This is a genomic window from Coprococcus sp. TF11-13, assembly GCF_003481085.1.
GTDB classification, from domain to species: Bacteria; Bacillota; Clostridia; order Lachnospirales; family Lachnospiraceae; genus Coprococcus; species Coprococcus aceti.
The window spans coordinates 408,741-428,857 of sequence record NZ_QUKK01000002.1 but is presented as its reverse complement, the minus strand read 5'-3'; the positions used below and the strand labels follow the sequence as shown (position 1 = coordinate 428,857).

Here is a 20,117-nt window from a genome sequence, read left to right as displayed (position 1 = left end):
GCACCTCCGATTAGCGTTCCTGCTCTTTGTTCTTTGCAGGCTTGTTCTTCTCCATACTCTTATACATATCGCTCTGGATTTCGCCCAGAACATCACGCATCGTGCCAAGCTCTCCTTTGAACGCCTGCGTATCCATTTCCGCATACTCTCTGGGAAGTCTGGAAAAGTCAAAACCTCTGGTATCCACACCGTAACGGGAGCTTACCATATAGGCAACGCAGAAAGATTTGAATTCGGAAGCATCACGGCTCTCGTTGTACTTAAAATCATAGACCGCCGCCGACACTTCTTTTGCCATACTCACGAACAGCACTTCCTCGGAAAGCCCTTTCTTGACAAAAATGGTCTGCTGAAAGCTGTCATAATAGGCAGGCAGTTCAAGCTCATCGACAGGAACACAGGGTACAGGGCTTGCATCAATCAGAGCTGACACAAGCTCACGCATGGATTTCGGCTCCTGTTCCTGCCGCCTGTCCTTTGCCGAGGTTTCAGAAATGTCATAAACCACTTTGGCATTGTAGGAGACGCCCTTTGTCCCGTTCTCACGGGTGTATTCCTTGCTCGGCTCAAGGATAATGATTTTCTGTGCGTCCTTGTTCACATAGACACGGCTCGCTTTCCATTTGCTGTACTCTTTAAGCTGCGTTGCTTCGGGCATCTGTGCTGACACCAGAATAGCGTTAGCCACGGAGTAACGGTCAAAACGACCCTGCACATCAAGATACTGACGGAAGCTGTCGCCGCTTGCCATCATTTCAGAGCAGGTATTGTCAATCAGCTCATAGGCTTCTTTCCGCTGTGCCTGCTTTGCGGCAGCCCATTCCTCTTTATCAAAAGGTCTGTTGCCACCGCCGAATACATCGTAAATACTCATAGCTGTTTACCTCGTTTCTTTGGATTTTGGTTTCTTTTTCTTTCTCTGGGGCTGTTTATGCTCCGTTTTCCCGTTAGCACTTTTCGCCCTGTCGGAAGCTCCGCTTTTGTCCAAGGCGGAAGTGCCAATCTCTGCTTCCTGCTCCTTGCGGCTCTCCTTGATTTTCCGCAGTTCCTCTCTGACAGAAGGTTTCTCCTTAGTCATAGTAGCCCCCTCTGCGAACTTCTTTGGCTGCTCTGAGGTAGGCTCGGACTGAGGGGATTTTTCTGTCTTTGCCACCGAGGGGTTTGGGGCGTTTTCCTCCTTCTGGATGGGCTTGCCCATAAGCTCGTCAAGCAGCTTGTCTTTCTCCGCCTTTTCCTGCACACCAATATCTGGCTCTGACTGACCGTCCTTTGCATCTTTGGATTTCTCGGCTTCCGTCACAATAGAAGCGGTATCCACCGAAGCAAGATTAAAGCGTTCCACGATACGACTGATTTTCGATGCGTCTTCGGCACGGGCGATGACATCGACCTCTGCATTGGGGTCTTTGTTTTTCCTGTCCGTGAGGACGCAGTAAAGCACACCGTATTTTTTCGCTTCCTGAGTGAACTTTTTCAAGTCGCCGCTTTTGACGGTAAAGACTTTCAGTTCCTTACCAGAACGGAGCATACTTGTCAGCCTTGCTTTGCCTTTGGTTTTCTTTTCTTCTTTAAGAATGGAATACAACAGGATAGCGATGTTCTTCGCACCTGCACCTGTAATTTTGGCAGCGACCTCAAAGCCCTCCAAGCTCATTCGGACGATTTGTTCTGCCGCTTCGCCGCCTGTGTTCATTCTTCATCAGCTCCTTTCTTTGCTGTTCGTGTTCGTCTGCCCGTATCGTCTGCAATTTTTCCTTGAGGGTATCACTACGGGCGGAAATGCCCTCGCACAGTCTGACCTCCTTTCGGATAATTTTCAGCCGCCCCGAAATATCGGAAAGCTCTGCCTTGACTGCTTCCTTTTCTTCGCCGCTTGTTCTGCGGGATTTAGAGTAAAGCTCCTTTCTCTTCTGAAGCAGGGCAGACATCTCCGTTTTCAGAGAGCCTTTATATGAACAAAGCTGCTCCGCCGTATCAATGTGATTGCGGCAAAGTAGCCTCGTTTCCTGTGTGATGGCTTCCATCTTCATAAGGTCGTCCTTTAAAAGATAATGAAGCCGTGCATAATTTTGTTTTCTGCCTTTCGGCAGGATACCGAGCTTGTAGCAGTAATGGAGATACAGCCCACGCAAGCCACCGATTTTCTTGGCGTTCTTCAAAGAGCCTTTGACCCGATAGACCTTAACCTGTGGCTGTGGCTCTGAGAAGCTCTGGAATTTGACCGCATAGGAATTTTCGCTGATACGCTCCATAATCCTGTCATTGGTGTATTCCTCTCCAAGCTTATAAAGCCGCTTGGGTCTTTGCCAGCCCTTGCCGATAATCGTCCAATACTTGCGGTTGGGGTCAAAGTTTATGCGGTAACCCATTTCTGTCAACTGGCGGTCAAAGTCTTTCAGCGTGAATGATTTGCTGATAGCTTCATCCACCGCTTGTCTGGCAACATTATCCCTCGTGGGTCGCCCCTGCTTTTCGGCTTGGTAAAGGGCGTAGGGCTTTTTCTTGCCGCTTGGGTGTTCGATGACGGACAGGGCATACTCACGGCAAAGCTCATCGGAACGCTGACGGAGCAGCCGCAGATTTGCTTTGTTGTCGTGGTAGTGCATACCGTCCGCAAAAGAAACAGAGTTCACGACAAAGTGATTATGCAAGCAGTCGGTATTTAGGTGGGTGGCAACGATGACTTGAAATCTATCGCCCCACATTCGCTCGGCAAGTTTAACACCGACTTCGTGAGCCTGCTCTGGCGTAACCTCCCCGTGCTTAAAGCTCTGAAAGCCGTGGTAACAGACAATCTCACTCGTGTCGTTCCATTGGACTTTGGCAATCATCATTTCATCTCTGGCGGTGGTCGGGTCACAGTTTACGCCTGTGACAAAAAAACGCTGCTCGGTCTTATCCTTATTAGTAGCGTACTCCATTACATCGACCATCGCCTGCAGGTCGGCTTCGGTGTATTTGGGGTTGGCGGTCTTTTCGGGATTTTCGGCATAGTCGATTGGGTGGTCGAGCCTGCCACGCACATCCCATATCTCGCAGACCGCCATTACGATGACCTGCGTGGAAGCAGATACCTTTTGCGAATGTCAATCTGAAATTCGTGCCATTTCCTTGCTTCCTCACGGAGCATCGGGGTATCCACAAAACCGAGGGCGTTTGCCTTAACCGCAAGCTGATTGATACGGTTGCCAATGGCGGACAGCTCACGCATCATTTTATAGAACTCTGGGTCAGGCTTCTCGCAGAGCTGATAGCCCCTTACCATTTCTCTTAAAAAGGCTTCTTTTGAGCGACCCGATTTTCGCACAAGCTCATTAAGGTGTTCGGCTTCCTCCTCAGTCAGACGGAAAAGTATCTGCACATTTCTTTTTCGCATTGTCCACTTCCTTTCTCTCGGAAAGTCTGTTTATCTGCAAGCAGCACATACACGCAATGCCGAACAGACCACCGAGCATTGTGCCGATAATGAAAAATAAGAACTCACTCATTCTTGAACTCCTTTCTGTTCTCACGGGGTATTAGGGGCTGACCCCTAACAAGCGAATTTGGCTAACCAAATTCAGTGCTTGGTAAGACATCTCATTCTTCGCAGTCCTCCTCATACATACACTCACCGCACACGGGGCAGAAGTACGGACAGTCCGAACAATCCGTATTTTCCTGTAGTGTATTCTCGCCCGCACCGTCAAGACCGTCCTCGCTCTGCTCGGTAATATCGGCTTCGCCGCAGACAAAACCATCATCGGTAAAGTTGATAAGGTCGGTATCGAACAGGATAATTTTTGTCTTTTCCTTTGCCTGTTCGGGGCTTTCCGCATAGACGGAAACGGTCTTTCGGTAATGGGCAGTAAGGGTTACATCATACTTTTTCAATAGTTCATTCCTCGCTTTCAGCATTAAATTTTGATTTGGTTTCGGTGTCTTTCTGGGCAAAAACTGCTACACAATCAACGGACATCACTCCTTTCACGCTTAAGCTTTGGTCTTGCAATTTTCAGATAGGACAACAAAAAATCGTTGAAGTCCTTGCCGACAGGCGGAGGATCATCAACGATTTTGTAGTCTTTCTGCAACAGTTCCTTCAAAGTAGCGGTACAAAGCCTGCCTACCTTATCATTATCCAGATGCAGAACGATGGTTTTAATTTGTGGATTGGCACTCAAAAAAGTTATGAGGGCTATGGGGATTTTACTGTCCTTCATCTCTTTCTTTGGCTGATACACTCCCGAAAGAGAAAGCAGACTTTCCGATTTGTAATCCTTGCCCTCGCATTTCAGATAAGTGGCATAGGACAGTAAATCAATGGCGGCTTCAAATAAATGCACGGTATCCGTTGGCTCTCTTGCCAGAAGTCGGAACGAATACCGCTTGTCGCTGCCCGATGCGTCCTGCTTGAAAGTGCTACCGAGAGTGCTTCGCAGAGCGGCATATTTCGGTGTTCCGCTTTCATCTTTGCCGATAAAAACAGCATTGTGGTAATCGGCACTCTCGTAGAGCGTTCCGTCTGAGATACACTCTTGTATGAGCTGATAGTCAATACCACGCCCGAAAAGATACTGTATCACTCTGTTACAATCCTTATTTTTGGGCGGCAGGAGCAGGACTTTCGGTTCATCTTTCTTGGGAGCAGGGGGCGGCTTCCAGTCCGCCAACGTCTGTCCCGTGAGAATTTCCACGGCTTCCACAAAATCATATTCCTTGACCTTGATGAGATAATCGAGGGCAGAATAGCCGCCGAAACCCCTCGACCACCAATACCATTTGCCGTTGGAAATCTTCAAGCTGTCGTGTTCTGCGGTACAGTACACATTGCTTGTGCCTTTGACCTTAACGAGATTGCTCGGCTCAAACTCACGCAGATAGGATAACAGGTCAATCTGTCGTACCCGTTCAAGCACATCTGGGTCAATCTGCACATAGGGTCGGTTAGTTCTCAATGGATAAAATCACCTCCAGAAATAGAAAAAGCCGAGGGGATTTCGTTAAATGAAAACCTCTCGGCTATGTAATAAATATTTTTATTGAGCAATCTTTAATTTCAAAAACTGTTCCTTCGCTTCTTTTGCAACATCGAATTTTTTATCCCATTTCGCACGAATTTCTGATTTCTTTAATACTTCTCTGAGAGTATAATCATCAAAATATTTAATTCTGTCAGAAGTATAATATTCTTTGCAATAGTGTTCATATAGAGAAATTATTGCATCCTTACATTCATCTGGCTCAAAATTGGGGTCATATCTCCTAAGAACTTTTTCTAAATCCTGCGACAAATAAAATAAGTCTGGGGGATAACTGCCATAAACAACCTCACCCTCATATTCAATAGGAACAGGTTTTGGATTAATCTGATTTTTCTTTAACGTATATTCAAAATAGGAAAATAGAATATCCGCATTGACACTTATATCATTGTATGTACTGACTTCCTTATACGCCATCAAAAGAGAATTAAGTTTTTGTTCCTCTGTTTTTGTCAAGTATCTGGTACTATAATCTTTTGCTATCTCATTTAATTTATCATAATTCTTTCTTGAATAGGCATCTTGCAATAATCTTATTATTGGATGGATAACTGCCATCCTCAAATTATTTCTATTCCCTTTGCGATAATAAACCGCTGATATTATTAAAGAAATAAGTCCTGACAATACGACTGTTATAATTGTAAAGTAATTTGCATACCAATTTGATAGAAACCACTCTATAAAACTCATGCTAATTTCCACCTCATTCCTTTTCTTTAATAAAAATATCATTCTTTGTATTCATGGAAAAATCCGTGAATATCAAAATCATCGATACTATCAAAAATTTTAGGCGTTCCATATACTCCAAATCTTGGATAAAGCCGAACAGCTCCTTCATCTTCATAAAATGTATTGTTAAGGCTCTCATAATAAGTTACTTTTAATAGTAAGTTCTTGATTTGGAATGTAATATGATATCTCTTTGCATTGGGGTTAAAAGGAATGTTTCTGTCTTTCAAAATCATTCCACCGTGAGTTTGCCGCCATTCTATCGTAGGATTACTCTTACAAAATGCCAAATCAATAAATACTCCTTCGGGTATTTTCCCAGAATATAGTTCCTTATAGTGTTCATCTGGAACAAGGTGTCTGTAATTTGTTGCAGAGTTCAATAATATTACATTTTTAAAAGCCCATTTTGCAACTGTTTCGTGATGCTCATTCAGAAATGCCAATTCAGTTTCTAACTCGTTCATATTCATTAAATTTATAATATGATTTTGGCAATCCCCCTCTAATTGACTCATCCAACCATTATTACATGTTTCACATACCAATCCGTTTACCAACTTTGAAAATGCGTGCTTCCTGTTAGATATGGGCATGCCCGCTATGTTTGCGTGGGTCATTAAAACATCATTATTAAATATATTTAACTCTTTTAATAACCACTGTGCAAAAATATGTTCCTTGCTTAAATTTGTATTTTCACAAAAAACGCACTCCCGTTTATTTGCCATTCCAATCTTCCTCTTTTATTTATAATGATATAATCAGTTTACTGCTCTGTATCAAAAGATTCCATAACTTCTTTCTCTATCTCGTCCAAAATTTCTTTCATATATTTTGATGCCGTAACATAATCTTCCAAAATTCTTTTAATAATAAAAGTAGGATGCTGCTTAAAATTCATATCATAATCGCTCATAACAGCTATGTTAGGAGAATTCCTGTGCGTCATTTTGTTTCTAATATCATTGACGTATGAATGATTTCCTTTCCATTCTCCCTCACAATCAGTATCATCTGATTCTTCCAAATAATTGTTTATTTCCGTGGCTTTCACTTTAAATCTATCACTGGACTGTAAAGAAGGGTCAAATACTTTCTTATAGTAAACTCTTTCTTTAGGCATTTCCAATTTATAAAAAAGTCGATAAAACTGAGCTAATAAATCCCACAGGCTTGAGGTTCTAAAGAGTGCATTTTCAATATAATAATATGCGTTTCGTTCTTCTTCAGTTTCTACTCTAAATATACTAAAGTTATTCTGTACAGGTTCTGAATAAGCATATTCTATTGCTTTATCAAATGAAAATTTGATTTTCCAATCTAAATCTATCAAAGTATCATACAGCGTTTTATACTGCATCAATCTGCCAAATGGTGCTTCACTATCTCCTGCTGAAACAATACCGAACAAAAATCTATCCTCACCAATCAATACTTTAAAACGATTAGGGTTATATATTACTTGAGAAAGTTTATTATTAAAATACTCTTTCTCTTTTTCTGTATAATTCATACTTTTCCTCCAATACTGTTTTAAACATTTTATCACATACAGATGTCTTTTTCCAGCTCCATGGTATGTAAAAAGCGGCATCAGCTCCACGCTAATGCCGCCCATTCTTGGTTATAAAATTCCTGCCTTTTTGAGATACCCAACGCTGTCATAGCACCCTCTGAAATAGATTGCTTCCTGCTGCATATCGCTGAGCCTGTTCCGAAGCTCCAAAACTTCTATCAAAACCTTACACTCCTGCTCAGATAAATCGCTCGGCTTCTCCGTATCCAGAGCCTCCATCACTTTTGGATACTCCTTGTAGAGTTCCTCTATTCTTTCCTCTATGGAACGGTATTCTGAATTTTCTTTTGACAGCTTTGCGATAACGGAGCTTAGATATTCAGCAAAGATGTTACTATGCACATCAACAAAGGTTTCAAATCTGAAATTATCAAGCACATCTTTCACCTCCGACATTTACTAATCTACACCTATTATACTTCCCAGAAATCAGCAATACAAATATGCAAACCGCATTATCTCTCCCGACTTGCACATTTTCTTTCGGGCTGTTCTTCTGTCTGCTCTGGCTCGGTATCCATAACAGAAGTATCTTTTTCATTCAGATTCAGCTCAATGTTAAGAGCGTTCAGCCGTTCTGTTTTTTCTTTCAGCTCATCTTCAAAGGCAAAAGGCTTCTTGATTTCCTCCTTTGCGGTTTCAAGCTGTGCGATAGTTTCCGCCTTTTTGGTCTTGGCAGCTTCCAGTCTGGCAGGGAGCTTTGACAGCTCGTTTTCAATTCGGGTCAGATTTCCGAGGGCATCAGCACCTAAATCAACCTTATGCTTTGCTTTTCCGCAAAGTTTCATACAGTAATGGGTGTTGACCGTATCATAATAAATCTCCATTCGGAAACCTCGGTAGCTGCCAATTTCGGTAGGTGCGGGCATCGGATAATCCTTGCAGATTGCAAGGAGCATCTCGCCTGCGTCTGCCTTTTCGGTGTAGGTCACGCCTTTTAGGGTCATCGGGCAGAACTTATCCTCGCCCTGCGGCTTGTGCTGCTCGGCAAGAGCTGCATCATTTTCATAGCCTGCAATGCGTTCCTCATACTCCTTAATGGTCTGGGGATAGTATTTCAGCACCCTGTCCTCAAGGTCGTAATGTTCGGAAAGATAACTCTGCTTTAACACTCGGAGCTTGGAAACCTGTATATCCAAATCCATCTTTTCCTTAAAACGGGCATCACCTGTGGCAAGCATTTTAACCTCCGCAAAGGACAGGGCAACCTCGTCCACATCTTCGGCAGAGCGTACAGGGCTTTTGCTCGTCATTATCTGGCTGATAAATTTCTGCTTGCTCTCCACTAACTGATAGAGATAAGCATCAAAAGTCTGCTCGGTCACATATCGGTAAACCTCCACCTCTGGAAACATATTGCCCTGCCGTTCAATACGCCCCTGCCTTTGTTCAAGGTCAGTCGGTCATTTTTTGCGGACAGTTCATACATGCTATCCTTTTCTGTTCTCTGCTCCTGCGTTTGCTCTCGTTTGATTTCTCCCTCCGTATCTTCTTGGCACAAGCAGGACAATACCTTGATGCACCAGAGCCCGGGACATATTCAACGCCGCACACCGTACAATTTTTAGCGGGCATTGCTGCCCACCGTTTTGTAGGTATGATATGTAATTCATCGACAAAGCCGATGAATTTATAGTAAATCTTGATTTCCTGCTTCACTGTTCCGTCTGCCATCTTCTCACGCTCCGAAACAAGTATCTTGTCTATGAGTGCGTTTATAACTGTTGCATCCAGTTCTTTTAAGCCTTGATAATTTCGGATAAGGGCGAGGAAGTCACGGATTCCCCGTGATTTCTCGTAGCTTTCATTAAGAGTTTCCGTCACCTCTTTCAGCCTTGCTTCAATTTCAAGCTGCTCTTTCTGGTATTTCCCCGACATCATCTCAAAATTCCGCTCGGTAATACGCTCCATGACCTTATCCTCGTAGAGAGAGGAAAACAGCCTGTCCAGTTCCGCAAGGCGTTTGTTCAGCTTCTTACGTTCTTTCTCTAATGCTTTCGCCCTGCTCTGGTCTGTTTCCGTGAGCCGCTTTTCTATGGCCCTGACCGCCTTTTCATCATTCACTGCCATATCCGCAAAACAGTTGATGTCGGCAAGAACGGCATTGAATAAATCCCTTGCTTCTATATTGTGGGCACTACACTCGCTTCTTCCGTTTCTTGCATAATTATTACATGAATACTGTACACAGTCGATAATCTCTGGGCGTTTCCTCCTGTGTACGTTCATTGCCCGCAGAGCACATCCGCAGTCCACACACTTGATAACGCCTGCAAAAATATTTACAAATCCTCCCTTGTTCTGTGGAAGCCTACGACTTGTAATAAGCTGTTGGACAATATCAAATTCCTCCTGCGTGACTATTCCCTCATGGGTATTGGGTATCACTTCCCATTCTTCGGGCAGCTTAGAGGGGCGTTTCTTGCTTTTCATATTGGCGGCAATCCGTTTGTAGCCTACAAGATTTCCCGCATATATCGGGCTTCTTAAAATGCTCCTCACGCTGTTCCCACTCCAAATATAGCGTTTGTCCTCGTTCCCCTCAAAATGACGTTCAAAGCCTGTTTCGCCACGCTCCGCCGCATAAGCGGCAGGGCGTAGGATATGCTGTTTATTAAGATGTCTGCAAATTTTGGCAACTCCATTCCCTTTTAATGCAAGGTCGAATATCTCTTTTACAACATGTGCCACTTTATCATCTATCAGCAGATGGTTGTGGTCGGCAGGGTCTTTGATATAGCCATAAGGGGCGGTAGTTCCCATGAATTTCCCCTGTTGAAACCTCGCCCGATATGCCGATTTTATCTTAACAGATATGTCAGCGGCATACATTTCGTTTAAAATGTTGCGGAAAGGCGTGATGTCCATAGCAGATTTATTCAAGGTATCTACGCCGTCATTGACCGCTATATACCTCACGTTATGCTCTGGGAAGAAAACTTCCAGATATAACCCACAATCAAGATAGTTTCTCCCCAGACGGGATAAATCTTTCGTAATCACGCAGTTTATCAGACCGCTTTCAATGTCTTTTATCATATTCTGGAAACTTGGTCTTTGGAAATTTGTACCAGAATAACCATCGTCCACATACGTTTTTGCTATGTGCCATCCCTGCTTTTTCACATAATCCGTGAGGATGGATTTCTGTGTCGCAATGCTCGCACTCTCGTTATCCGTACCATCGTCTTTAGATAAGCGGCAATAAATGCCGACTAAATAGATTTTCTTTTCTTCTTTGATTCCTGCCATACTGTAAAACCTCCGTATCTGTCCTATCTGTTTTCATGTCCCATTGCGTACATTCTAAGCGGACAGCCCCTCATTGTCGAAGGTGTCGCCCTCGGCAATCTTCTTCCGAATATCCTCGGAGATAATCGGGACAAACGCTTCTGTAACGGTCTGTGTGCCGACATATTCACGGCTGATTATCATCTGCACTGGTGCTTTTGGCACGATACGCTTTCTCTTTTTATCTGCTTTCTTATCCTCGCCCATACTTAAATCTTCCTTTCCAGACAGGGCAGGGAAGAGTTTGGAAATGTCCCCGCCCTGCCAATCAGATACCATTAATCCTCGCTGTTTAATTCTTTCTGTAATGCTTTAAGGAGTGCCGCCGCTTCATCAGCGTTCAGCGTGATTCCCTTGCCGCACTTTTCACGGTTCGGGGAAAAGCTGCGGATGTCATACTTCGGCTCTTTCCCATTCCATGAAATGAGATTGATTTCCTTTGTGTAGCCACTGTCGCCCGTAGACAATACTGCGATTTCCTTTACGATTTCATACTGGATTTCTCTCATTCTCCATACCTCAACTCTCTGTATTTACTTCCCGAAAAAAGAAGATTAGCGGCTGTCACGGTTGCGTTTCCTCTGCAACTCACGCTCCAAAAGTTTGATGATGGTTTCCTCCATCTGCTTCGGCGTTGTGTTCTTCGGAAAGTATTTTTTCAGCTTGCTTGTGTTGATTTTCAAGGTTTCTTTCTGGTTGCCCTTTTCCTCCGTCATAATCGCAAATATCGTATCCATGTCAAGCCGCCCGCTCTGGCTTAACTGTTTCATCCGCTGTGCCTGTGAGAGTGAGGGCGTTGCTTCTTCGCTCTCCATCGTGGCAAAGAGGTTTTCCTGCTCGTCTTTCTTCAAGAAGGACAGTTCCACCGCAGGCGTGAGGGCGATTTTCCCCTCGTCCACCATCTGCAAAATCGGCGGTATCAGTTCCGTCAGGCGGATAAAACGCTGCACGGTCATCCTGCCCACGCCGAAGCCCTGTGCCACCTTGTCGTCCGTCCGCAACTTCGTCACAACTTGTGACGAGGTTAAGTCTGTGCGGAAACCCTGCCGCTTCATGGCTTCGGATTTCATCTTGTAAGCAAACGCCCGCTCCGATGGCAGGATATTCTCACGCTGCAAATTGCTGTCTACAAGGGTGATGATGGCTCGGTCACGGTCTAAGGGCAGGACAAACGCAGGCACGGTATTTATCCCTGCAAGTTCAGAAGCACGGACACGCCGCTGTCCTGCAATCACTTCATAACCGTCCCCGTCCTCTTTCGGGCGTGTGATTATCGGCGTGACAATGCCAAATTCCTTGATGCTTTCCGCTAACTCTGACAGTGTTTCATCTTCTGCCACATGAAACGGATTGTCGGGGAACGGGTACAAGTCTTTGGTCTTTAACACCTTAAAATCCTGTTTCTTCATTCACATATCTACCTTTCTTTCGCTCTGCTTCTATGATTTTTCTGCAATTCTTCCAACACTTCGGGCGGTATTTTTGACAGCAGCCGCCCCATCTGCTCGTTGGTTCTCTGCAATTCAAATATCTTCTGATTCGCTTTCTGCACCTTTAGTTCCTGCTCGTACTTTTCATCACGCATACGCCCCGCATAGTCTGATTCCTGCCCAATTCTCTCTTTCAAACTGTCGATATACGCCTGCTGTTTCCCGATTTCCTTAGAGAATTTCTCCACGTCTGGCAGCCATGCAGAGAGTAAATCTAACGCTTTATCCCTTTTCTTCCCTGCGTTAAAGGCGTTGATGTCGGATAGGGCAGACACGATTTCTTCATACTGTTTATCAAGCCTGCCGCCTAATTTATAGAGCCATGTGGGGACGTGTTTCCGCTTGGTTTCCATTGAGGACTGCCCCCGTTCAAGCTGATTCCACCGTGAGGACATCCGCTCATGGTAGGCGGTCTGCCACTCGGATAATGATTTCTGGTTGCCTAAGATAGCTTTCGCTGACAGCTTATTGTCTGGCGTAATCGGCACAAAGCAGAGGTGCATATGGGGCGTTCTCTCGTCCATATGGACGACAGCGGAGAGGATATTCTGCTTTCCAACACGCTCCGAAATGAAGTCAAGAGCCGTCTGGAAATACGCTTTTTGTTCTTCGGGCGGTAACTGGTTCATAAATTCTGGTGAAGCTGTGATGAGCGTTTCCACCATCATCACGCTGTCTTTCCTTGTCCTGCACCCCGCTTCGGCTACCATGCGGTTAATCTCTTTCTTGTAGGTGTACTTTGGTGGTGCTATGAGATGGTAATTGTTTTTAGAGCGTTCCATATCTATATCTGGGTTGCTTTTGTAGGCTTCTTTCTTCCGCTCGTTGTGGCGTTCACAAGCCGCAACGCCGCCCGCTTTTCGTTTCTGGAAACGCAGGATTGCATAAGGCATAGGCGGATTCCTCCTTTCTTTCGGCGGGTGACCGTCCTTTGGGGTGACAGCGGTGACGGTGGTGACAGCAGTTTTGGGATACCCCCTGCCGACTGCCGCAACTGTCACCCTCACCCCCTGCATGACGGTCATGTCGATGATGACGGTGTTTTTGGGATACCCCCCTCGCAAGAGCCGTCACCGTCATGCCGCCATTCTTTTATCCGAAGCCGTAAGGCGTAGGATAGCAGGGCACAGCCCTGCCTTAAGGGAGTCCAGAGGGAACGTCTGGCACACGACTTTGCAGGGCAAAGTGTAGTGTGTTACACCCTGTAAACGCAGTCGGAAAAATCGGAATGATTTTTCTGACCGCAGGGGTGGTTTTACACGACCGAAAAGGGCGAGTAAATCTCACGCCTGCATTTTGCGTTTACGGGGTGTTCTCCCGTAGGGATGACAGCGGCAGGGTATCCTAAAATCACTGTCACCACCGTCACTGCTGTCACCCGCAGGGCAGAGCCGCCAGCTTTACATGGCTTTAAGCGTCAATGACAGTAACAGGGGGGTATCCTAATATCGCTGTCACCACCATCACCGCTGTCACCCGCCCTCCTTGCAAGGGCAATCCGCCTGCCGTCTTTCCTGCGGCTGTACTGGTAGCAGATACGGTTCTCGCTTAAAAATGTGGTGCGGTATTCATTCAGCCATTTCGTAATCACCGTGGGTATGGTTTCCGTTTCCCCCATAGCGGCTAACAGTTCCGTTGCCGTGCCTATCCATTCTTCCTTATCCCTCATAAAATCCACCAACCGAAAAAGGACATCTGGTATCGTTTCTTTCGCAAGCTGCTCCTGCGTTTTCCGCTCCACAAGCTCCCAACGGCAATCACGGAAACGCAGCGTGTATTCCTGATAAGGCGTGTCCCTGCCCGTCACATACAGCTTGGCGGTGTCAGACGCACGTTTCTCCTTTTCCAGAACAAAGGTAGCGTCCGCACTCCCCGTTAATCCTGTCGTCCCAGACACCTTGTTGAACACGTCGCTGTCATTCTGCTTTCGGATGTGGTGTACGACAATGACCGCCAGAGAGTGCCTGTCGGCAAAGTCTTTGATGAGGGAGATGTCCCCATAGTCGCTTGCATAGGCATTGTCTTTTGAAGCTGTACGGACTTTCTGCAAGGTATCAATGACAATGAGCCTGCTGTCTGGGTAATCTTTCAGATAATCTTCAAGCTGCACGATAAGACCGTCTGACAGCTTGCAGCTTGCCACGGCAAAGTGGAGCCGCCCGCTTGCTTCGTCCGTCAAACGAAATAACCTGTCCTGTATGCGGCAGAACGTGTCCTCAAGGCAGAGGTAAAGCACATCGCCCTCCATTGTCGGCATATCCCATAAAGGGATTCCCTGCGACACGCATAAGCATAGCTTCAGCATGAGCCAGCTTTTGCCTATCTTCTGTGAGCCGCAGAACAGCGATAAGCCTGTCGGGATAAGGCTGTCCACCACAAAGGATGGTTTCTCAAGCGGTTCATAAAGGAGCGTTTCGGCGTTGACTGTCTGTAACTTCTGCATGGCTTTCCTCCTTTCGGGCGGTGTCTTTGTTTTCGTTGCACATAGGCGTTGACCTCCTTAAAAATAGATTTACTCCCACGGAAAAAAGTGAGAGTATGTAATGCCGCCAATCCCACACAAATAAAAAACAGATTTCTTTTTCGGGCGGTGTCGGTCACGGTTGGAGATATTTCTTCAATTTCCGCCTTTACTTTCTCCTTTGCAATCGCAACAGATTTCTGTATTGCCGAAGCGGTGCAATGCTCCATAGCGGCGATTTGGTAAAAATTGAACTCATACTCGTAGTAGAGCAGGAAACGCCGCCTTTGTATCTCTGGAAGGCTCCCAACCGCCTTATAGAGCGTTTCATTCCGTTCTTCCTCAACCATGCGTTCATCAAGGCTCTTAGGCACACGCAACGCCCGTCTGTAAAGGGTTTCGTCCCATACCTCGTTAAACTCCCTGTGCCGCTCGTCCCATTAGAAAAGATTCCTGTTCCTGCGCTCCATCTGCCGAAACTCCATAAAGAACTGTTCCGACACTTCCAACTCGTGGGATTTGCCCTGCCCGTCCTTAAAGCTGATAAAATACCTTGTGCCGCTTTCCGTGGATTCCTCCCGAAGCGTGTATGCCTTAACCCTGTATGCCATCCTGTTGTCCTCCTGCAAAAAATGAGTGAGGGGATTTCCATCCCTCACCCAGTAGCCCGCAGGATGGCAGGCTGTTTTAGAAGCTATAAAATTTTCCGCAGCTTCTTCCGCAGATGGTCTAACCTCGCATAGATGGCACCAGTCGTCAAATGCACAAGCGGAGCAATCTCCTTTGTGGAATACCCCTGCATTTTCAGCAGGACGATTTTCAAGGTACGCCCGTCCACCGTGACTAATACTTGATAGAGATTTTCGCTCTCAATCTCTTCCAGTAACTCCGCAACCGTACCCACTTCCGCCTGCCGCTCCCTGCCTGCCATGTCCTCAAGATATTCCGCAACGTCATTCGTCCATCGGTAAAACCGCCTGTTGGAATTGAAGTCTGCCCTGTCCGCAATGCGTATCTGCTCAATGGTCGCTTCATCAACGCCGCACTCACGCAGCAGCTTTTCCTCCGCTTCTTTCCAGATACGCCATTTCCTGTCCTCCCGTCCGTGGTTATATGCCATGCTTCTTTTCCTCCAATCAGAATTGATTGAGAGGGCAGAGAAAAACCCCCTCATTTTCCCAAAGGAAAAAACAAGGGGGCTGAACGCCTTAAATTTTAATTTTCTATTATCTTTCTTAGTTTTCTTAGGATTCTGGCTTTGCGTTTGTTCACAACGCTCTGGGTTATGCCGAACCTCGCCCCGACTTCACGCTCAGAAAGTCCGTCAAAAAAGATTGCCTGTATCAATTCCTGTTCACTATCCGACAGCAAAGGCAGGGCGGCTTTCAGCCTGTCCACCATGACCGCATTGACAACGGTTTCTGCAATGTCCACCGCTTCATCAGTGATAAAGTCCAGAGGATTCCCCTCGCTGTCCGTAAATCCGTCGAGAGATAGCAGTCTATTCTTTGTATCTAATTTTTGCAGATAACGCCACCGTTCCTTGTCACGGTAGAAGTCTGTGTATTGCTCCCTCACGACTTCAAGCAGACAGCCTTGAATGGGGATAAACAGCTTGTCCATATAGGTCTGGTCGGATTCCCTGCAACGGCAGAACTCCGTGTAGGATAATTCCACATAGCCGCCACTTTCTCTGATATATACCTTTCTTGGTGCATATTTCACCATAAATACCTCCCATCTGAATTTTTGAAATGTAAAAAATCCAGATGGAGAGGCGGAGAACGACACCGCATATCAGAAACAGCCCTACGGCACTTTCCAACAAAAATCGACAAAAGAAAAACCGCAAAGGCTCTGTGACCTTTACGGTTATAGGAAATAGTAATTCTATTGTATGGAGATTGTACTTCTACTTTCAAGGTGAGAAGTACCGTTGCACTGGCAGAAATTTTTTTAACTGGTTTCCTGCCGTTCTCTGATATGCTATGTATTGATAAATTTTGCTTCGTATGAGCAGATAGATAACTGCCCGAAAAAAGGACATAAAAAAATCCCTCCAAATTTAAAAACAAATTCAGAGGGTAATTTAGGGTATAACAAAATAACCCACCCGAATATCGTTTTTTTTATTTGGTGAGTTTGTTCTTTCAAATACGAAACAAATGCTCATGTACGGTAAAGTATCACAAGAAAATTATGTCGAATTGACAGCCGCCTCCGCTATACCGAATAAGGAAATAAAGAGTCCTCAAATTTTGCGCTACTAAATGAAGACGAGCGGAAGTAATCTCCCGCTCGTCAGTAAACTTAACTATGCCATATCAATCCCGCTTCTTTCCCGCCACCGGCACTAAGAACAGCGCGGGCAACAGCAGGAAAGCGGTACAGACCAGCCCCCAGGGTATGGACACCTGCTGGGCTACCAGCCCCACAATAGGCCCGCCGATGATCTGCCCGAAAGAGTCCAGCTGTCCGCTGGTGGAAAAGACTGTGGCGCGCATTTTCTCATCCACATGGTCGTTCATCCAGGCGGCCAGCACAGGCTCCTTGATGGTGCGCATAAGCCCCGCCAGCAGGAACACCAACAACATGAACCAAAAGCTCCGCCCCACCGCGAAGAGAACCAGGCACAGGATATACCCGGCGCTGGTGGACATGACCACACTGGTTCGGCTGACAGTCCCTTTTTTCTCCATGCGGGCGATGAGCAACTGAGAAGCCAGAATACCTAAGCCGCTGCCGATAAGACTGATAACACCGAACCAAGTGACGCTGTTCAGCGGCCCGATAACGGGTATTACCGTGTCATCCAGAAAATGAGCGGTGGAGAGCCGGTCAAAGCCTTCACTGGCAAGTCCCCCGCATAGTGTGATTGCTAAGAGCGTCAGCAACACAGGTGCGCCTTTCACAAAGCCCAGGTTGAGCTTGAACAGGCAGACAAAGTCTTTAAGCAAGCCCTGCCGTTCCTCAATAGCAGGGGAGAAGTTGGTTTCTGGCATGATGCGAACCATCACCAGCCCCAACAACAAGCACAAACTGCCCCCCAAGATGACAGGCATTTGCAGGTTTATGTTTCCCAGCAGTGTGCCCAGCACCACGCCCAGAACGCCGCCGATTTGCCCCATTTGACTGCCCCGCAGGAACACCTTGTCTATGGGTTTGTCCTCTTCCTCCGAGGCAATCCACGCCTCCAGAGCGCCGGTGATGAAGGTATCACCGCAACCCCAGACAACCTGGGCCAGCAGAACCGGCGCGAACCACGGTAGCGCACCCTCCATCAGAAAGCCCAGGCCGTAGAGGAACATTCCAATCAGCACCGAGCGCCGACGGCTATACAAATCCGCCACCACACCGGTGGGCATCTCGAACAGAAAGCAGGAGGTCTCCTGAACCGTCCCTACCAGGACAAGCTGGAAAGCATCCAGCTGCACCACCTCCAGGTGGTACACGATGGAAAGCACTGTGGACATAGAAACCGCCAGGGAACAGACAAATCGGAACAGCAGGTAGACAGAATATGCCTTTGAATTTTTAGCAAACATGAAGTTACATTCTCCTTTCAAATCTCATTTTATATGACTTTTGCAAGCTGTTAAGCTAACTTGTGGAACATATGCCGAACCTTATCTATACGGCTATTCGGGCGGCGGGGTTGGCAAATAAATTTACCAATAGCTGGCTGGTATCCTTTTAACTCTGTCAAGCAGACTCCCTGCCCATTTGTGAAATAAGTTAAATCGTTCCTGTATTCTTGAATACATCTAGCAGGGATTTCTCCTTTCAGAATGACCTCGTCATTCTTTATCTGAGTACTTACAATATCTGCACAATACCTTGGAGCATCATGATACGCCCGTGAGAGATATTCCTGCGGTGCATAAATTTCAAAGTGGAGATATGGCTCTAATAGTTCTGTCCCTGCTTTTTTTAAAGCCTGCTCCAATACGATAGGGGAAAGCAGCCGAAAGTCTGCGGGGGTACTTACAGGACTATAATACAATCCATATTCAAAACAGATTTTACAGTCTGTCACTTTCCATCCATACAGCCCCTGCTCGCAGCCATAAAGAACCCCCTCCATAACCGCATTTTGGAACGATTGATTTAAATATCCAAGTGAAACTCTGCTTTCATACTGCACTCCGCTTCCAATAGGGAGCGGCTCTATGGACAACCCGACAGAAGCCCAGAAAGGATTTGGCGGGACTTCTATGTGGATGGTATATTCTGCTTTTCTAAGCGGTCTCTCCATATATATAACAGTAGGCTCTTTTATTTCTGCCTCCACATGATATTTTTCCTCAAGGATGGCACAAATGACTTCCATCTGCACATTCCCCAAAAAAGAAAGTATAATCTCATGCGTTGTAGTATCCACATAATATTTTAAAAGAGGGTCGCCATCTGAAATTTCTGTAAGTGCCCCAAGCAATATTTCCCGCTGTTCAGATTTCTTTACTGCAATCGTTGTTTGGAGCATAGGGAGAGGATTTTCAATAAATTTTCTCTGCGGCAACAGCATTTCGTTCCCCAAAATACTGTTTAGCTGCAAAACATCATTTGGTAAAATTACAATATCACCAGAGCAGGCTGTATCGGATGAATATAATTCACCGTTTGTCGGAACACACATCTCTGTGATTTTTATTTTCTCTTTTTCAGATATTCTAATAACATCCCTCAAATGCAATGTTCCGCTATATATACGCACATAAACAAAACGCCGCCTTTTCTCTGAATATTCAATCTTAAAAACCTGCCCGCATAGTTCAGATTGACCTTCAGGCGTTGATGAATAAAATTTACTGGCAATCACTTCTATAAGCTGCCGAATCCCCAGATTGTTTTTAGCGCTTCCGTGATAAACGGGAAATAACGTTCCGTTTTGGAATCTCCTGTTTTCTTCCTGTTCCAGTTCTGACATTTTAAACGGTTTCCCTGACATATATTTCTCTAATAGTTCATCGTTTCCCATAATTACCGTATCCCACTGTTCCATATCGTCATTGTCTGTTACATTTATATGGGGATGCTGCCCAACCTTTTGCTTCACTATAATTTCCGAAGAAAGCTTTGCTTTCATTTCTCGATATACCATTGGCAAATCAATCCCCTCTTGGTCAATTTTATTGATGAAAAAAATTGTCGGAATCTTCATTGTCTGTAGTGCATGAAACAGTATACGGGTCTGTGCCTGTATGCCATCCTTTGCAGAAACTAATAATACTGCTCCGTCTAATACGGATAAAGAACGGTATACTTCCGCCAAAAAATCCATATGGCCTGGTGTATCTATAATGTTGACTTTTACATCCTCCCACTGAAAAGATGTCACTGCTGTCTGGATAGTGATTCCCCTTTGACGCTCCAAATTCATTGTATCTGTCCTTGTTGTGCCTTTATCTACGCTCCCTGGTTCTGCAATTGCACCACTGGTATACAATAAACTCTCCGTTAATGTTGTCTTTCCTGCGTCAACGTGAGCCAGAATGCCTAAGTTAATTATTTTCATGTGATTTTCCTCCTATCAACAC

General features: G+C 45.6%; 21 protein-coding genes and 2 pseudogenes. All 23 read right to left on the bottom strand.

All coding sequences use genetic code 11. The features are described from left to right. Positions 1 to 10 precede the first annotated feature (10 nt). Positions 11 to 874, bottom strand: coding sequence for a hypothetical protein (locus DXD11_RS06450; protein WP_118758014.1), 864 nt, complete (start codon positions 872 to 874; stop codon positions 11 to 13). Positions 875 to 880: 6 nt separating this feature from the next. Further along, complete coding sequence (locus DXD11_RS06445; RefSeq protein WP_118758013.1) at positions 881 to 1,693, bottom strand: PcfB family protein; 813 nt, start codon at positions 1,691 to 1,693, stop codon at positions 881 to 883. Further along, positions 1,635 to 3,047 carry a relaxase/mobilization nuclease domain-containing protein gene (locus DXD11_RS06440; protein WP_118758012.1) on the bottom strand — a complete coding sequence of 471 codons (1,413 nt, stop codon included), beginning with the start codon at positions 3,045 to 3,047 and terminating at the stop codon, positions 1,635 to 1,637. The genes DXD11_RS06445 and DXD11_RS06440 overlap by 59 nt, the downstream gene beginning before the upstream one ends. Beyond that, complete coding sequence (locus tag DXD11_RS06435) at positions 3,047 to 3,376, bottom strand: plasmid mobilization protein (RefSeq protein ID WP_008703437.1); 330 nt, start codon at positions 3,374 to 3,376, stop codon at positions 3,047 to 3,049. Before DXD11_RS06435 ends, DXD11_RS06440 begins: the two co-directional genes overlap by 1 nt. Then, positions 3,336 to 3,488, bottom strand: coding sequence for a DUF3789 domain-containing protein (locus DXD11_RS06430; RefSeq protein WP_117889539.1), 153 nt, complete (start codon positions 3,486 to 3,488; stop codon positions 3,336 to 3,338). The genes DXD11_RS06435 and DXD11_RS06430 overlap by 41 nt, the downstream gene beginning before the upstream one ends. A gap of 91 nt (positions 3,489 to 3,579) precedes the next feature. After that, positions 3,580 to 3,873, bottom strand: a complete 294-nt coding sequence (locus DXD11_RS06425) for a hypothetical protein (protein WP_025577661.1) — start codon at positions 3,871 to 3,873, stop codon at positions 3,580 to 3,582. 74 nt (positions 3,874 to 3,947) lie between these two features. After that, positions 3,948 to 4,937, bottom strand: coding sequence for a DUF3991 and TOPRIM domain-containing protein (locus tag DXD11_RS06420; protein ID WP_118758011.1), 990 nt, complete (start codon positions 4,935 to 4,937; stop codon positions 3,948 to 3,950). A gap of 81 nt (positions 4,938 to 5,018) precedes the next feature. Further along, complete coding sequence (locus tag DXD11_RS06415) at positions 5,019 to 5,717, bottom strand: hypothetical protein (RefSeq protein ID WP_118758010.1); 699 nt, start codon at positions 5,715 to 5,717, stop codon at positions 5,019 to 5,021. Positions 5,718 to 5,755: 38 nt separating this feature from the next. Continuing rightward, entirely contained in the window at positions 5,756 to 6,490 is a 735-nt protein-coding gene (locus DXD11_RS06410; protein WP_118758009.1) for a hypothetical protein, read from the bottom strand. 38 nt (positions 6,491 to 6,528) lie between these two features. Continuing rightward, positions 6,529 to 7,275 (bottom strand): Cthe_2314 family HEPN domain-containing protein, encoded by a 747-nt coding sequence (locus tag DXD11_RS06405; RefSeq protein ID WP_118633359.1) that lies wholly within the window; start codon positions 7,273 to 7,275, stop codon positions 6,529 to 6,531. A 111-nt stretch (positions 7,276 to 7,386) separates the two neighbouring features. Continuing rightward, positions 7,387 to 7,716 (bottom strand): DUF6664 family protein, encoded by a 330-nt coding sequence (locus DXD11_RS06400; RefSeq protein ID WP_243105818.1) that lies wholly within the window; start codon positions 7,714 to 7,716, stop codon positions 7,387 to 7,389. A 77-nt stretch (positions 7,717 to 7,793) separates the two neighbouring features. Further along, the gene (locus DXD11_RS06395) at positions 7,794 to 8,663 is read right to left on the bottom strand and encodes a helicase (protein WP_243105817.1); all 870 of its coding nucleotides are present in this window, start codon (positions 8,661 to 8,663) and stop codon (positions 7,794 to 7,796) included. 70 nt (positions 8,664 to 8,733) lie between these two features. Beyond that, positions 8,734 to 10,590 (bottom strand): recombinase family protein, encoded by a 1,857-nt coding sequence (locus tag DXD11_RS06390; protein WP_001820670.1) that lies wholly within the window; start codon positions 10,588 to 10,590, stop codon positions 8,734 to 8,736. Positions 10,591 to 10,644: 54 nt separating this feature from the next. Beyond that, positions 10,645 to 10,836, bottom strand: a complete 192-nt coding sequence (locus DXD11_RS06385; RefSeq protein ID WP_001820669.1) for a hypothetical protein — start codon at positions 10,834 to 10,836, stop codon at positions 10,645 to 10,647. 71 nt (positions 10,837 to 10,907) lie between these two features. Beyond that, positions 10,908 to 11,138, bottom strand: a complete 231-nt coding sequence (locus DXD11_RS06380) for a YdbC family protein (RefSeq protein ID WP_001206986.1) — start codon at positions 11,136 to 11,138, stop codon at positions 10,908 to 10,910. 45 nt (positions 11,139 to 11,183) lie between these two features. Then, positions 11,184 to 12,038, bottom strand: coding sequence for a ParB/RepB/Spo0J family partition protein (locus tag DXD11_RS06375; protein ID WP_000743700.1), 855 nt, complete (start codon positions 12,036 to 12,038; stop codon positions 11,184 to 11,186). An 8-nt stretch (positions 12,039 to 12,046) separates the two neighbouring features. Next, on the bottom strand, positions 12,047 to 13,012 hold the full coding sequence (gene mobV, locus DXD11_RS06370) for a MobV family relaxase (protein WP_001820668.1): 966 nt from the start codon (positions 13,010 to 13,012) through the stop codon (positions 12,047 to 12,049). Positions 13,013 to 13,529: 517 nt separating this feature from the next. After that, positions 13,530 to 14,562 (bottom strand): annotated as a pseudogene (locus DXD11_RS06365) (AAA family ATPase). A gap of 154 nt (positions 14,563 to 14,716) precedes the next feature. Next, positions 14,717 to 15,191, bottom strand: a pseudogene (locus DXD11_RS06360) (RNA polymerase sigma factor). An 83-nt stretch (positions 15,192 to 15,274) separates the two neighbouring features. Continuing rightward, a complete protein-coding gene (locus DXD11_RS06355; RefSeq protein ID WP_029172351.1) occupies positions 15,275 to 15,700 on the bottom strand; it encodes a sigma-70 family RNA polymerase sigma factor in 426 nt (141 codons plus the stop codon). A 95-nt stretch (positions 15,701 to 15,795) separates the two neighbouring features. Beyond that, on the bottom strand, positions 15,796 to 16,305 hold the full coding sequence (locus DXD11_RS06350; RefSeq protein ID WP_442872050.1) for a sigma-70 family RNA polymerase sigma factor: 510 nt from the start codon (positions 16,303 to 16,305) through the stop codon (positions 15,796 to 15,798). Positions 16,306 to 16,904: 599 nt separating this feature from the next. Continuing rightward, positions 16,905 to 18,125 (bottom strand): tetracycline efflux MFS transporter Tet(40), encoded by a 1,221-nt coding sequence (tet(40), locus tag DXD11_RS06340; RefSeq protein WP_118398065.1) that lies wholly within the window; start codon positions 18,123 to 18,125, stop codon positions 16,905 to 16,907. A gap of 50 nt (positions 18,126 to 18,175) precedes the next feature. After that, complete coding sequence (gene tet(O) / locus DXD11_RS06335; protein ID WP_118398062.1) at positions 18,176 to 20,095, bottom strand: tetracycline resistance ribosomal protection protein Tet(O); 1,920 nt, start codon at positions 20,093 to 20,095, stop codon at positions 18,176 to 18,178. Between the last annotated feature and the right edge of the window lie 22 nt (positions 20,096 to 20,117).

Excerpts from the sequence above, each read along its gene's own strand:
- DXD11_RS06450 (WP_118758014.1), bottom strand. The coding sequence starts at position 874 with ATGAGTATTTACGATGTATTCGGCGGTGGCAACAGACCTTTTGATAAA.
- DXD11_RS06445 (WP_118758013.1), bottom strand. The coding sequence starts at position 1,693 with ATGAACACAGGCGGCGAAGCGGCAGAACAAATCGTCCGAATGAGCTTG.
- DXD11_RS06440 (WP_118758012.1), bottom strand. The coding sequence starts at position 3,047 with ATGGCGGTCTGCGAGATATGGGATGTGCGTGGCAGGCTCGACCACCCA.
- DXD11_RS06435 (WP_008703437.1), bottom strand. The coding sequence starts at position 3,376 with ATGCGAAAAAGAAATGTGCAGATACTTTTCCGTCTGACTGAGGAGGAA.
- DXD11_RS06430 (WP_117889539.1), bottom strand. The coding sequence starts at position 3,488 with ATGAGTGAGTTCTTATTTTTCATTATCGGCACAATGCTCGGTGGTCTG.
- DXD11_RS06415 (WP_118758010.1), bottom strand. The coding sequence starts at position 5,717 with ATGAGTTTTATAGAGTGGTTTCTATCAAATTGGTATGCAAATTACTTT.
- DXD11_RS06410 (WP_118758009.1), bottom strand. The coding sequence starts at position 6,490 with ATGGCAAATAAACGGGAGTGCGTTTTTTGTGAAAATACAAATTTAAGC.
- DXD11_RS06405 (WP_118633359.1), bottom strand. The coding sequence starts at position 7,275 with ATGAATTATACAGAAAAAGAGAAAGAGTATTTTAATAATAAACTTTCT.
- DXD11_RS06390 (WP_001820670.1), bottom strand. The coding sequence starts at position 10,590 with ATGGCAGGAATCAAAGAAGAAAAGAAAATCTATTTAGTCGGCATTTAT.
- DXD11_RS06385 (WP_001820669.1), bottom strand. The coding sequence starts at position 10,836 with ATGGGCGAGGATAAGAAAGCAGATAAAAAGAGAAAGCGTATCGTGCCA.
- DXD11_RS06380 (WP_001206986.1), bottom strand. The coding sequence starts at position 11,138 with ATGAGAGAAATCCAGTATGAAATCGTAAAGGAAATCGCAGTATTGTCT.
- DXD11_RS06375 (WP_000743700.1), bottom strand. The coding sequence starts at position 12,038 with ATGAAGAAACAGGATTTTAAGGTGTTAAAGACCAAAGACTTGTACCCG.
- mobV (WP_001820668.1), bottom strand. The coding sequence starts at position 13,012 with ATGCCTTATGCAATCCTGCGTTTCCAGAAACGAAAAGCGGGCGGCGTT.
- DXD11_RS06355 (WP_029172351.1), bottom strand. The coding sequence starts at position 15,700 with ATGGCATATAACCACGGACGGGAGGACAGGAAATGGCGTATCTGGAAA.